At 65.3% G+C, this 13,100-nt stretch carries 10 protein-coding genes; all 10 read right to left on the bottom strand.

Annotated elements, in window-relative coordinates; genetic code table 11:
* Positions 1 to 246: 246 nt before the first annotated feature.
* The 10 genes from ACP7DD_RS13815 to ACP7DD_RS13860 all read right to left on the bottom strand — a co-directional run bounded on the left by ACP7DD_RS13815 (position 247) and on the right by ACP7DD_RS13860 (position 13,068).
* Positions 247 to 1,419 (bottom strand): ABC transporter substrate-binding protein, encoded by a 1,173-nt coding sequence (locus tag ACP7DD_RS13815; RefSeq protein ID WP_426175390.1) that lies wholly within the window; start codon positions 1,417 to 1,419, stop codon positions 247 to 249.
* A 91-nt stretch (positions 1,420 to 1,510) separates the two neighbouring features.
* Complete coding sequence (locus ACP7DD_RS13820; RefSeq protein WP_426175391.1) at positions 1,511 to 3,148, bottom strand: AMP-binding protein; 1,638 nt, start codon at positions 3,146 to 3,148, stop codon at positions 1,511 to 1,513.
* 15 nt (positions 3,149 to 3,163) lie between these two features.
* Positions 3,164 to 3,649, bottom strand: coding sequence for an aromatic-ring-hydroxylating dioxygenase subunit beta (locus ACP7DD_RS13825; protein WP_426175392.1), 486 nt, complete (start codon positions 3,647 to 3,649; stop codon positions 3,164 to 3,166).
* On the bottom strand, positions 3,646 to 4,980 hold the full coding sequence (locus ACP7DD_RS13830; protein ID WP_426175393.1) for an aromatic ring-hydroxylating dioxygenase subunit alpha: 1,335 nt from the start codon (positions 4,978 to 4,980) through the stop codon (positions 3,646 to 3,648). The genes ACP7DD_RS13825 and ACP7DD_RS13830 overlap by 4 nt, the downstream gene beginning before the upstream one ends.
* Before the next feature lie 25 nt (positions 4,981 to 5,005).
* A complete protein-coding gene (locus tag ACP7DD_RS13835; RefSeq protein WP_426175394.1) occupies positions 5,006 to 5,974 on the bottom strand; it encodes a PDR/VanB family oxidoreductase in 969 nt (322 codons plus the stop codon).
* On the bottom strand, positions 5,971 to 7,512 hold the full coding sequence (locus ACP7DD_RS13840) for an indolepyruvate oxidoreductase subunit beta family protein (RefSeq protein ID WP_426175395.1): 1,542 nt from the start codon (positions 7,510 to 7,512) through the stop codon (positions 5,971 to 5,973). Before ACP7DD_RS13840 ends, ACP7DD_RS13835 begins: the two co-directional genes overlap by 4 nt.
* Before the next feature lie 16 nt (positions 7,513 to 7,528).
* Positions 7,529 to 9,700 (bottom strand): thiamine pyrophosphate-dependent enzyme, encoded by a 2,172-nt coding sequence (locus ACP7DD_RS13845; protein ID WP_426175396.1) that lies wholly within the window; start codon positions 9,698 to 9,700, stop codon positions 7,529 to 7,531.
* A gap of 170 nt (positions 9,701 to 9,870) precedes the next feature.
* Entirely contained in the window at positions 9,871 to 10,887 is a 1,017-nt protein-coding gene (locus tag ACP7DD_RS13850) for a porin (protein ID WP_426175397.1), read from the bottom strand.
* A 100-nt stretch (positions 10,888 to 10,987) separates the two neighbouring features.
* Positions 10,988 to 11,995 carry a 3-hydroxybutyryl-CoA dehydrogenase gene (locus ACP7DD_RS13855; RefSeq protein ID WP_426175398.1) on the bottom strand — a complete coding sequence of 336 codons (1,008 nt, stop codon included), beginning with the start codon at positions 11,993 to 11,995 and terminating at the stop codon, positions 10,988 to 10,990.
* Positions 11,992 to 13,068, bottom strand: coding sequence for an NAD/NADP octopine/nopaline dehydrogenase family protein (locus ACP7DD_RS13860; protein ID WP_426175399.1), 1,077 nt, complete (start codon positions 13,066 to 13,068; stop codon positions 11,992 to 11,994). Before ACP7DD_RS13860 ends, ACP7DD_RS13855 begins: the two co-directional genes overlap by 4 nt.
* Between the last annotated feature and the right edge of the window lie 32 nt (positions 13,069 to 13,100).

The raw sequence follows: 13,100 nt of genomic DNA on the forward strand, positions 1-13,100 counted from the left end.
ACGGCAAATGCTCTCCCAGCCGCCTCCAATCGGGCGGGTGGGGCAAATCAATAACCAGTGGGAGGGCATCGGACAGCATCAGCCAGAAAGTTAACACTTCGGCCGAAAGTTTACAACAAGAAAATGCGACTAAAGCTTAACTTAGCGGCATTAGGGTCTGACCCCGTCGTTGTTGCAACCTGACAACGGGGTCAGACCTGGGTCTGACCCCGTCGTTGTTGCGGCAGGCCGCGTCACGCCATCTGCTTACGCCTTCGGCATCTTGCAGGCGGCGACGTAGGCGTCAGGATGCGCCTCGAAGATCTTGCCCGTCGTCTTGTTGACCACGCGTCCCTTGGCGTCCTTCACCACCAGCTGCGAATAGTAGGTCTGGATCGGGAAGTGGTTGACGTTGAACTTGAAGTCACCGCGCACCGACTTGAAGTTGGCCGCTTCCAGCGCCTTGCGCAGTGCGACCTTGTCGCCCAGCTTGCCCTTCGTGTCGCGCACCGCCGCGTCGATCAGCAGCGCAGTGTCGTAGCCTTGCGATGCGTACACCGACGGCAGGTGCTTGTATTCCTTCTCGAAGGCGGCGACGAACTCCTTGTTCGGCGCGTTATCGAGGTCGGTATTCCAGTGCGCCGCGTGCTGGTTGCCCAGCGTGGTTTCGCCCAGCACCGTCAAGGTGTCCTGGTCGAAGTTCCAGCCGGTCGCGTACAGCGGGATCTGGCCCTTCAGGCCGGACTGGTTCCACTGCTTGATGAAGTTGATGCCCGAGCCGCCCGGCAGGAACATGAACACCGCTTCTGGCTTGGACGCGCGGATCTGCGCCAGCTCGGTGGCGAAATCGAGCTCGCCCATCTTCACGTACGCTTCGTCGGCGACCTTGCCTTTGTAGTAGCGCTTGAAGCCGGCTACCACGTCTTTGCCGCCCGGGTAGTTCGGCGCGATCAGGTAGGCGCTCTTGTGGCCTTTTTCGGTGACCAGCTGGCCGGCCGCTTCGGCGTAGCTGTCGCTGATCCACGAGACGGCGAAGAAGTACGGGTTGCAGCGCTCACCGGCCAAATATGACGGACCCGAGTTGGGGCTGATCAGGAAGGTCTGCGAGGCGAAGGTCGCCTGGTCCACCGCTGCCATGATGTTCTGGAAGATCACGCCGGTGACGAAATCGACCTTGTCCTTCTTGATGAATTTTTCGCCGATCTGGCGCGCCACGTCCGGCTTGCCCTGGTCGTCCTGCACCAGCACTTCGACCGGCACGCCACCGAGCTTGCCGCCGTTTTTCTTGAGGACCAGGTTAAAGCCGTCCAACACCGCGGTGCCGAGCGCTGCGGCCGGACCGGACAGGGTGCTGACGAAGCCGATCTTGACTTTGTCGTCGGCGTGGGCCGACATCATGGCTCCCGCCACCAGTGCTGCGACTACCGTTTTCTTGAACATGTTCTCTTATTCCTCAAATCAAAGTGTGTGGACGAAGGTACTGCGTTGCTGACAGTTGCGATGCTCTTTGTTGCGGTGCTGCGAAAAATAATCAGGCCCGGCGCTTCTTCATGCCGCGCGTGTCGATGCAGCGTGCCGTTCCCGGCAACTGCTGCGCCCACTCCTTGATCACGCCGCGCTGGATCTTTTGCGACGTCGTCAGCGGCAGCTGGTCGACAAAGGCGACGTAGCCGGGCGCCTTATAGTAAGCCAGCTGCGTGAGGCAGTATTCGGTAATCGACGTGGCGGTGGCGGCAGGGTCGGCCTGCTCGTCGTGCAGTACCACCAGCGCCATCACTTCGTCGCCGCGCACCGGGTCGGGCGTGGCGGCCACCGCCACCGAATGCACCGCGGGATGCTGGCGCAGTACCGACTCGACTTCGACCGCGGCGATGTTTTCGCCGCTGCGGCGAATCACGTTCTTCTTGCGGTCGATGAAGTGCAGGTAGCCTTCCGCGTCGCGCATGACGATGTCGCCGGTGCGAAACCAACCGCCTTCCCACGCTTCGGCGCTGGCCTGCGGATCTTTCAGGTATTCCTTGAAAAAGCCGCGGCGCGGATCGGCGCCGCTGGCGCGCACCCACAATTCGCCCGGCTGCTCGCTTGCCGCTTCTTCGCCGGCGTCGTCGACCAGGCGGGTCTCGAGGGCGTGCTCCGGCTTGCCGAAGCACGCCGTGCCGATGTGGCGCGGCTCGCGGTTGGCGATGACGACGGCGCCGGCGCCGGTTTCGCTCATCGCCCACGCTTCGATCAGCGGCACCCCGAAGCGCTGCTCGAACGACGCGTGGTGCAGCTTGTCGACGCCGGCGCCGAAGCCGAAGCGCACGTTGTGCTGGCGGTCGCGCGCATCCGCCGCCGCCCCCATCAGCATCGCCGGCATCACGCCCAGGTAGTGCATCACCGTCGCGCCCGAGGAGCGCACGCTGTCCCACCAGCTGCGCGGGTGGAAGCGGTCGAGCGGGATGATGCAGCCGCCGGCGAAGATCATCGCCATCGTCGAATACGCCATCGCGTTCATGTGCACCATCGGCAGCGGCGTGATCAGCCGTTCTTCGCCCGCCTTCAGCGCACACAGGCCGCCGATGCCGTTGTACCAGGCGCCGGCCAGCAGGAAGTAGTCGTTGGTCAGCACGCATCCCTTCGGGCGGCCGGTGGTGCCCGAGGTGTACAGCAGCGCGCATTCGGTGTCCGTGCCCGGCACGCCTGCCAGCGGCGCCGCGAACGGCGCCGGCGCGATCGCGTCAAGTACTTCCGCGCCGATGATCACCAATGCGCGCCCGGCTGCCGCTGCCGCCGCCTGCAGCTCCGCGGCGCGCTCGGGCAGCGTGACGGCCAGGCAGATCTCGCTATGGCCGATCAGGTAATTGAGTTCGGCCGCGCGCATGTCGGTATTGATCGGCACCACCGATACCCCCAGCGCGTTCAGCGCCAGCCAGTGCAGGAAGAAGGCCGGGCGGTTTTCCAGCATCAGGCCGGCGCGGTGGCCGTGCCCGTAGCCGGCGGCGGCATACACCTGCGCCAGCCTTTTGACCTTGCCGAGCGCCTCTTCGTACGCGATGGTCTGCGCCTCGATGCCGTAGCAGGCCGCCGTCTCCGGCAGGATGTGCAGGAAAGGACGCGCGCCGTGGCGCGTCGCGGCGTCGGCAAAGCTGGCAAAGACCGTCTGGTACGAAGTGGTTGCAGGCGACAAGAGTATGCTCCTCGATTACATGAACAGCTGGATGGCTGGCAGGGAAGCGTCGCAGTTGAGCAGGTCGACGCGTTTCAGCGTGATCTTCAACTGTCCCGCTACCCGCGCCAGCGTATGGAACACCGTGCCTGCGTACATCTGCTGCACATTGCCCTGCGCTTCGGTGTAGATGAACTGCGTGCGGGTGACGTAGACACCGGCCGCTTCGTCGGCCTGCTCCACATCCGGCACCTGCAGCAGGTGATGGCTGCGCGAGGCCGGCTGCTGCGAATACGAACGCACGTTCTTGAGCCGCTCGATGCGCAGCTTGAGCAGCAGCTTGTCCTCGTACATCAGCGACACGTGATTGAGTCCGTCCGGCTGTCCCGGCGTCAGCGGCACCCAGTACATCGCGTCCTCGGTAAACAGCTCGTACCACTCGTCGAAGCGCTTCTCGCCCAGCATGCGCGCCTCGCTGTAGACGAATGCGCGCAGTTCTTGCGCGAGCGTCTCGTTGTTCATGTAGCCTCCTGCGGCGTCATGTATTTGCGCCAGGCGCGGAACTGGTTGCGCATCGAGATCTCGCTGGTGCCCTTGGTAGTCAGGTCGTCCTGCGTCAGTTCGGACGGCGAATAGTCGCGGTGCAGGCTGACCCAGTCGTTGCCGGCGGCGCGCAAACCTTCCTGCATTGCGCGGTAGACATGCAGGTCGTCGTGGCCCACCACCGACATCGGCGAATTAATCAGGCGGCTGTACATCAGGGTGCGCTGCAGCAGCTTGTCGGGCGCGCCCTTGAGGCGGAAGGTCCACGATTCGACCACGGTCTGGTTCGGGCCGAGCGGACGCACCACGCGGATAGCCTGGATCGCGCCCTTGATCGTCAGGCTCGGGTAGTACACCGTATTGTGGCGCGCGGTGCCCAGGATCGAGCGCGCGCGTTCTTCGCCGTAGGTGTCCAGCATCGCCTGTTCGTACTCGGGAATGGCGGCGTAGTTCGAGTGAATCGAGAAGTTCACGCCGGAGTAGCTGTGGCCATTGGCGAACACGCGCACGCCCATGTTGTCGAAAAACTTGTAGTCGGACATGAAGGGGACGAACTGCTCGATCGGCATCGGCTTTGGCTCGTCGGCCGGTTTGCCTTCCCAGAGTTTTTTCGCCGTGCCGGCCGACGATTCGTGCGCCACCATCGGATGCATGGTGTCGTTCAAATTTTCAATGAACATTTTCCAGTTGCAGTCGTGGACGAAGCGCAGGCAGCCGCCGGCGATTTCCAGTTCGCCTTCCGGCGAGCGGTCGGCCATGTTGTCGATCGAGGAGAGCGACTCGCCGAAGAAATCATGAAAGTCCGGACCCTCGCTCGACAGGCGCACGAACACGAAGCCGCGGTAGACCTGCATGTTCGGCACCGTCACCAGGCCCTTGCTGGCGTCGCATTCCTTCAGGCGCGTGCCTTCATAGGCGTTCTTCAGCGGGATCGCCAGCAGCGAGCCGTCGGTCTTGTAGGTCCACGCATGGTAGGGGCAGCGGAAAAATTTGCCGGTATTGCCGCAGACGTCGGACACCAGCTTGGCGCCCTTGTGCGCGCAGCGGTTCATCATCACGCGTACCGAGCCGTCCGTGTGGCGCACCATCATCAGCGGCTGCATTGCCACGTCGGTGGCGTAGTAGTCGCCTTTTTCCGGCACCTGGCTGGCGTGGCCGACGTAGACCCACGTGTTGGACCAGAGCTGGGCCATCTCGAGGTCGAAGATATCCTGGTCGAGATAGACGTCGCGGTGCACCTGGTCGTCCTGCACCAGTGCTGCAACTGCCGCCGGGTCATCCCTGTAATTGTTTGCGGTCCTGTTGTTCATGCTTGTCTCCGAAGTACAGGTTGGGTCAGGCGTCGAGCACCAGGCAGCTGCCCTTGGCGCGTGAGATGCAGATCTGGATCACGTTGCCGGCTGCGCGTTCGGACGCAGTCAGGCAGTTGTCGCGGTGTTCGATGTCGCCCGACAGCACCGGCACCGCGCACACGCCGCATTCGCCGCGCTTGCAGTCGAACATCGGGTCGAGGCCGGCGTTGATCATCGCGTCGAGGATGGTCTGGTCGGCCCCGACCTGCAGCCGCGTGCCGGACTGGGTCAGCTCCACTTCGAAGGCGACGTCGCCCGCTTCGGGCGCCGCCTCGACGAACAGCTCGTAATGAATGTGGTCGATCTGCCAGCCCAGTTCCAGCGCGATGTCGCGCACCGCGTCGATCATGCCTTTCGGGCCGCAGGTGTACAGCGCCTGCGACGGCTTGCTGGCGGCCAGCAGCGCGCGCAGGTCGAGCCGGCATGCGCTGTCGTCGTCGGCGTACACGCTCAGGGCGTCGGCCGCGCCGGCGCGCAGTTCGGGCACCAGCGCAAGCTGCTCCATGCTGCGGCCGGTGTAGTGCAGCGCGTAGCGCTTGCCGGCCTGGCGCAGCGCCGTGGCCATCGAAATGAGCGGCGTGATGCCGATGCCGCCGGCGATCAGCAGCACGTCGTCATGCGCGGGATCTAGTCGAAATGCTTCGACCGGCAGGCCAACCTGGATGCTGTCGCCGGCCTTGAGCTGGTGCATGAACAGCGAACCGCCGCGGCCACCTTCCTCGCGGCGTACGGCGATCAGGTACTCGGCCGGATGCTCGTCGGCGCCGGTGCGGATCAGCGAATAGTGGCGCCAGTCGGCTTTGCCGCCGATCTCGACGCCGACCTTGATGTGGGCGCCGGCCTGCCAGGCCGGCAGCGGCGCGCCGTCCGGATGGCGCAGCCGGAACGCCGTGACGTGCGACGTCAGCTGGCGTACTTCGGCCACTGTCAGCTTGAGCAGGTCGTCGTTCATGCCGCCACCCCGCTCATCATCGCTGCCAGCTGCTTGCCGCTGTCGTCGGCCAGTGCGGCTTCGCGCAGCCGGCGCAGCCGGCTGGCGGCGTCATGGCCCTTGCGCAGTGCCGGCAGCGCCGCCATCAGCGTGTCGAAGTTGCGGGTGCCGCGGATGTGAGTGTCGCCATAACCCTTGACCAGCCGCTGCGATTCGGCCACTTCGAGCGCGAGCGCATAGTCGGTGCCGGCCTGCGCCTGGATGTGGCCCAGCCATTCGGCGATTTTTGCGTGTTCGGCCTGGAAGCGCAGCGATTTGCGGCGCATGCCTTTGAGGCTGGCGACGCAATACAGCAGCAGGTAGCCGCGCAGCGACGTGGTCTGGATCACGCGGCCTTTGTGCGCGAAGCGGTGCACGATCGACCGCGCCCAGTCGGTCGCCAGCAGCCAGCGGCCGAGGGCAGCCGGCATCGTGTCGGCGATTTCCTCCACGCGCGGATGCATGAATTCGTTGATCTGCACCACCTGCGCCTTGGCCGCGCCGATTTCATGCGTGACGCGGTCGAACCGGCTGCGCCGCGTCTTCAGGTCCGCCACCCGGATGGTGTCCTCGTAACTCATCCATAGTGCCAGGTAGCGCGCCGTCTCGTTGAGCAGGCGGTAGGTGCCGTCGCCATGGCGGCGGTCCAGTTCGCAGATTGCGGCCAGCCGGTCGAGGTAGTCGGTGGCGTACTTCTCGTCCTGGTAGTCGGCCATGCGCAGCACGCCGGCCGTCAGCGTCGGTTCGACCGCGGCCGGGAAGTCGCGGCGTATGCGGGTCGCCTGTGGCTGCAAGCGCGCGCCAGGGGCCGCGGCCGCCGGCTCGGCGTAAACGGCGGTCGGCGCCACCGACTGCGCACTGGAGCCGACCGTGAAGCCGGCATCGAATGCGGCCAGGCTGGTGTCGATGCCGACGCCGCCGCGCCGGATCGCTTGCTCGAACTGGCTGCGGTCGAACGGCAGCTTGCCGCTGCCGGCCAGCGCGCCGAACAGGGCGGCGCTGATCACGCTGCCGTTTTGCTCGGCCAGCTTGGCGAAGTCGGCATGCACGAAGCGCTGGGCGGCGTCGTAGCCGGCCTCGATCAGGCGCCGGGCGTCGACGCGGCCGTCCGCCATCGCGGTTTTTTCCGTCATCGAGTAGACGCGGTGGGTCGATGCGATCAGCAATGTCTTGTCGACCGTGACCAGGCCGCGCTGCACCGCGCGGCCGGCTTCCATCAGTTCGGACGCGAGCACGATGTCAAGCTCGCCCGGCGTCGGCATCATGCCCAATACCGGCGCCACGCCGGCGGCGACGCCCGCCACCGGCGCGAACATCTCGAGGTAGTAGATGGTGGCGCCGGTGCGCTGCGCCACGCCGGGCACCGACGTGGTCTGCGCGTAGTAGCCGGCTTCCTCGGCCATGTCGACCATCCAGTCGGCCAGCACGCCGCCACCTTCGCCGCCCATGGCCAGGATGGCGATCTTGATCGCCCTCGGGGCAGGGCGGCTGCGGTCAAAGGATACTTCGGTAGTGTTCATGGCGTGCTTGCCGCTTTCAGTGAATGGATTCGATGCCGGCCAGGCGCCGTTCGATGCGGTCCTGCAGGAAGCCGATCACGGCGCGGCGCACGCGGTCGCGCAGGCGGTCGAAGCGGGTCGGATTGCTGATCGTGGCGGCGCGATAGAACGATGGGCACAGCACGGCCGCATGCGCCACCTCGCCGCACAGGCCGCAGCCGACGCAGCTGTTTTGCACCGTCACCACCGGATCATTGCGCAGCGGGTCGGGGTTCGGCTTGATCGTCAGCGACGGGCAGCCCGACAGGCGGATGCAGGAGTGGTCGCCCGTGCAGGTATCGGAATCGACGCCGAAGCGCTCGCGCACCACGCGCTGGCCCGATTTGAGCGCCTTGCGTACCAGCGGCTTTTCGCGCCGCTGCTTGTTGAGCATGCATTCGCTCTGCGCGATGATGACCTTCGGGCCGCGTTCCGCCGTCGTCAGCGCCTCGCGCATGCTGTCGCGCAGGTCCTCGAGCTTGTAGGTATTGGTGATCTTGCGCACCCACTTGACGCCGACACCGCGCACCGCGTTTTCGATCGGCACCTGGGTCACGCGCAGCGGGTTGGCTCCCCTGGAGGACAGCAGGTCCTGGCCGCCGGTGGCGGCGCTGTAGTTGTTGTCGACGATGACGAGCAGGTTGTCACTCTTGTTGAACACCGCGTTGCCGACGCCGCTGGTCAGGCCGTTGTGCCAGAAGCCGCCGTCGCCCATGAAGCTGATCGCGCGCTTCGACGTTTCGCGCGTGTTGAAGGCGGCGGCGCCGGCGGCGCCGAGGCCATAGCCCATGGTGGTGGCGCCGAGGTTAAACGGCGGCAGGATTGAAAACAGGTGGCAACCGATGTCGGAACTGACATGGTGCGTGCCCAGTTCGCGCTCGACGAGCTTGAGTGCGGTGAAGATCGGCCGCTCCGGGCAGCCGGTACAGAATGACGGCGGGCGGGCGTGCACTTCCTGGTCGATCACCGGCACCGGGAATGGCTTGGCGCCGGCCGTGACGGGCCGGGCGGCGATCGGCAGCGCTGCCTGGTCGATCAGCTGCGGCGCATATTGCTGCACGAAGCGCAGGATCCCTTTCAGCATCGCCGCGGCGGTGTATTCGCCGGCCATCGGCAGCATGTCCTTGCCGTGCACGGTGGTTGGTATGCCGGCGCGGCGCAGCAGCGCGTGCAGGTTCTGCTCGATGTAATCGGGCTGGCCTTCTTCGATCATCAGGATCGCGCGCTTGCCGCTGCAGAAGCGGTCGATCTCGCTGTCGACAACCGGATAGGTGACGTTCATGACGTACAGCGGGATCTTGCTGTTGCCGAAGGCGTCCGACAATCCCAGCAGGACCAGCGCGTTGATGACGGTGTTGTACAGGCCACCCTGCAGCACCAGGCCGAAGTCCTGGGCGCCATCGGCGAAGAACTCGTTGAGCTGGCGCTGTTCGATGAACTTGACCGCGGCCGGCCAGCGCTTGGTGATCTTTTCCTGCTCGTGCACGAAGCTGGCCGGCGGCAGCACAATGCGGCTGACGTCGCGTACCGGGTTCTCGAGCGCGTCCTTCAGGGTGAAGGCCGGGCGTACATTATCCTTGGCGATGAAGCGGCCGTGCACGTGGCAGGCGCGGATGCGCAGTTCCAGCATCACCGGGGTATTGCTCACCTCCGACAGCTCGAAGCCCTGTTCCACCGCGTCGACGATCGACGTCAGGTTGGGGCGTGGGTCGAGCAGCCAGATTTGCGATTTCATGGCGAATGCGTGCGAGCGTTCCTGCATGATGCTCGATCCTTCGCCGTAGTCTTCGCCGACGATGATCAGGGCGCCGCCGGTGACGCCGCCGGAGGCCAGGTTGGCCAGCGCGTCGGACGCGACGTTGGTGCCGACGGTGGACTTGAAGGTGATGGCGCCGCGCAGCGGATAGTTGACCGAGGCGGCCAGCGTGGCGGCGGCGGTCGCTTCCGAGGCGCTGTGCTCGAAGTGGGCGCCGAGTTCCTCGAGGATGTCGTTGGCGTCCGTCAGGACGTCCATCAGGTGCGAGATTGGCGCGCCCTGGTAGCCGGCGACGTACGATACGCCCGACTGCAGCAGCGCTTTGGTCACCGCGAGGATGCCCTCGCCGTGGAATTCGTCGCCGGCGCCGAGGCGTAGTTTCTCGACTTCGTTCTTGAAAGACCGCTCCGCCACTTTATCTCTCCAGTCGCCGTTTTTGCCATGCCAGGTTGTATGCATAATGCATGAAAATTCATGCAATCTATTTGACGCCTAAACTAAATCCGAGTCAAGTGTATTTTGCTGAAGCTGCGGGCAGACGCCGATTTAGCTGGCGTCCGCCCCCAAAGGTTAGACAGCGCCGATCAGAAGAAGTGGCGTACGCCGATGGCCAAAGCACGCGGATCGGCGCCGGCCAGCGCCACCATCGGCGCGCCGCCCGCGCCGGTCACGCCGTAGCGCGCCTTCGCTTCATTGCGCACCGTCGAGAAACCGCCGTACACGGTGGTGCGCTTGGACAGGAAGTAGTCGTAGCGGATGCTCGCGGTGCGCGCGTCGGCGTCGTTGGTGACCTTGTTCTGCAGGCCGCCGATGTCGAGCAGCAGGGCGCCGCCGCCCATCGGGATGGTTACGCTCAGGTCGAAGTAGTCGTTGCGCGTGATGCCCGCGTCGTCGCGTCGCACCTGGTACACCAGTGCCGTCTTGACCACGGTGAAGTCGTAGGAGGCGCCAAGCGCGGTCCATTTGTCGGCATTCGTGTCGGTGGTGGTGCGGTTCATGTGCGACATGCTGACCGACAGTTTGCCGATGTCGTACTGGCCCGACAGTACGCGCACGTTGCCGACCTTGCCGGCGCCTGGCGCGGGATTCTCGCCAAGCGCATACATGGCCTTGAAGACGAAGCCGTTCATGTTCGGCGTTGCGTACTGCAACGCGTTGTTGGCGCGTGCCGACGGCGGCTCCAAAAAGTAGTTTGCGGCGTTACCCCAGCCCATGCCGCCACCGAGCGTGTACAGCAGGTTGGTCATGAAGAAGGGCGTGTACTGGCGGCCGAGCGTGACGGTGCCGAAATTGCCGGAAAGGCCGACGAATGCCTGGCGCCCGAACAGCAGCCCACCCTGCGCCGCGGTGCCGTCGTCGACGTTGATGCCCGTTTCAAGCGAAAAGATCGCCTTCACGCCTTCGCCGAGGTCCTCCGCGCCGCGAAAGCCGATGCGCGACGGAGTGGCGCCGCCATTCTGCACGCGCGTCACCGTCGCCTGGCCATTGCGGCCAGACTCAAGGTAAGCGTCGAGTGCGCCGTAGATCGTAACGCTGCTTTGCGCTTGCGCCGCACCTGCGGCTGCGCCGAGCACTGCGAGGGTGATGACTATCTTCTTCATGTGTCTTCCAGTTCATGGTGGATTGAAAAAACGGGGAAGTCCCCTTAGCGACCGGTGCGTCGCTATCGTTGTCTCCCGCCGGCATGGCGCCGGCGAGATCTTATTGTTTGGGGTGAAGCGCAGCGCCGGGTGCGCGCAGCAGGTCCAGGTGCCGCAGCATGCCGAGCGAGCGTCCCAGCACGTCGCGCCGGTAAGCGTCGGTGTCGACACCGGTGTAGTCGTAGAATCCCTTGCCGGTCTTCAGGCCGATCCGGCCTTCCTCCATGTACTGCTCGACGATGGCGGGCGGCGCGAACCGGGCCGGGTCGATCGCCTGCGCCAGGTAGCGGCTGGCGTAATACAGAATATCGTTGCCGCCGAAGTCGATGAACTCGACCACGCCGATCGACGCGAAGCGAAAGCCGAAGCCGTAGCGCGTGGCCTTGTCGATTTCCTCGGCGGTGGCGATACCCTGTTCGATCATGCGGGCCGCTTCGTTCATGATCAGCGCCTGCAGCCGCGGCACGATAAAGCCGGGCGCCGCGGCGCAGACCACCGGCACTTTGCCGGCACGCTCGAGCATCGCCTTCATTGCGTCGACCACGCCGACGCTGGTGCCGGGATGGGGACTCAGTTCAACGAGCGGCACGATGTAGGCGGGGTTGAGCCAGTGCGCATTGAGCAGACGCTCCGGATGCGTGACGAATGCGGCCAGGTCGGTGACGAGGAAGGTAGAGGTGGTCGAAGCGACGATGGCGTCTGCTCGCACGTGCTCGCAGATAAAGGCAAAGGCGTCACGCTTGCCATCGAGGACTTCCGGTACGCCTTCGAACACAACGCCGGCGCCGGCGAGGGCCGCCGGCGCATCGGCCAGGCCGACAAAGCGCACGCGCGCCATGATTGCTGGCAGCTGGCCGGCGTCGAACATGCCCAGATCGGCCAGCATGCGCAGGCTGGAGGCGATTTCGGCCAGGCTCTCGCTCTCCAGTTTTGCGGTCGCTTCCGGCGTGCGCGGCTTGATGTCGATCAGCGCTACCTGATGCCCAGCGTAGGCAAAGGCGATGGCGATGCCGCGTCCCATGCGGCCGGCGCCGACCGCGGCGATATGCTGCAGAGCCGGCGCGCTCATTGAAAGCCGTTCTGCAGCAGGTCGTGCATGGCGGCCTTGTCCAGCTGCCCGAGGCCGAGCGCGTCGAGCGTGCGCTCGCCGCGCGCCAGGTCTTCGCCGACGATCGCGCCGGCCATCGCCAGCAGGCCGCTTGCCACCGGCACGTCGACGCCAACCCAGCGCGCCACCGACACCAGGAACGCCAGTCCCATTGCGGTGTCTTCGCGCATGTAACGGTGCGTGTGCAGGTCGATATGCTCGCGCCAGTCGCCGCTGTCGACCAGCTTCTTGTGGGCGTCGCCGTACATCCACTGGTCGTTGTTGTAGTGGTCCGCCAGCGGGAAGTGCGGAGCGCCGTAACCGAGCGCCTCGCGCACGGCCATGCGTTCGCCGTCGAGGCGGTCGGTCACGCTGCGCACCGCCGGCTGCGTGCCTTCGTTGTGAATGTCCCATTCAGGGAAGTGCTGCAGCGGCGCCGCGTTCATCATGATCAGCGGCGGGTGGATTACCGGACCGGCATTCATCAGCGCGCCGGAAAGGATGTCGCCACAGCGCTCCATGGAACGATATGCGCGGGCGATCACGGCATGCGCGTGATCGGCGCGGCTGGCGGGGAACACGCCGGTCGGCAGGCGCGTGGCGCGGATGGTGATGGCCACTTCGGCCGGCCCGTGCTTGCGCGCCAGGTAGGGCAGAGTGCCGGTTTCGGCGAACGTGACGGCGGCGTGATTGCCGCTGTCCCAGACGATTTTCGCCATCATGTAGCCGCCGAAGGTACCCGGCGGGAGGAACACGACCTGACCGTCGGCCAGGTGCGGCGCCATGCTGCGCGCGATGTCGGCCTGCGCCAGCGCCGGTGTCGGCAGCACGATCAGTTCGGCGCCGTCGAGGGCTGCCCTGATGTCGCCGGTAGCCAGCGCGATCGCTACATCGCGTTCGCCATCGGCGTCCTTGATGCGGATGCCTCCCTGATCGAGCACAGCCTGAAGCGCCGCGGCATCGCGCCGCCACAGCCGCACTTCATGTCCCTGTTCGGACAAATCGGCCGCCGCCGCATAGCATCCGTGCCCGCCACCCAGAATCGCAATCTTCAAAGCAGTCTCCCAGTTACATGAAATGTCATACA

Source organism: Massilia sp. TWR1-2-2, from assembly GCF_049897565.1.
Lineage (GTDB): Bacteria > Pseudomonadota > Gammaproteobacteria > Burkholderiales > Burkholderiaceae_D > JAFCUW01.

What these genes read in the sequence shown, in the direction of transcription:
- ACP7DD_RS13835 (WP_426175394.1), bottom strand. Translation starts at nt 5,974, where the DNA reads ATGAACGACGACCTGCTCAAGCTGACAGTGGCCGAAGTACGCCAGCTG.
- ACP7DD_RS13840 (WP_426175395.1), bottom strand. Translation starts at nt 7,512, where the DNA reads ATGAACACTACCGAAGTATCCTTTGACCGCAGCCGCCCTGCCCCGAGG.
- ACP7DD_RS13850 (WP_426175397.1), bottom strand. Translation starts at nt 10,887, where the DNA reads ATGAAGAAGATAGTCATCACCCTCGCAGTGCTCGGCGCAGCCGCAGGT.
- ACP7DD_RS13825 (WP_426175392.1), bottom strand. Translation starts at nt 3,649, where the DNA reads ATGAACAACGAGACGCTCGCGCAAGAACTGCGCGCATTCGTCTACAGC.
- ACP7DD_RS13815 (WP_426175390.1), bottom strand. Translation starts at nt 1,419, where the DNA reads ATGTTCAAGAAAACGGTAGTCGCAGCACTGGTGGCGGGAGCCATGATG.
- ACP7DD_RS13830 (WP_426175393.1), bottom strand. Translation starts at nt 4,980, where the DNA reads ATGAACAACAGGACCGCAAACAATTACAGGGATGACCCGGCGGCAGTT.
- ACP7DD_RS13855 (WP_426175398.1), bottom strand. Translation starts at nt 11,995, where the DNA reads ATGAGCGCGCCGGCTCTGCAGCATATCGCCGCGGTCGGCGCCGGCCGC.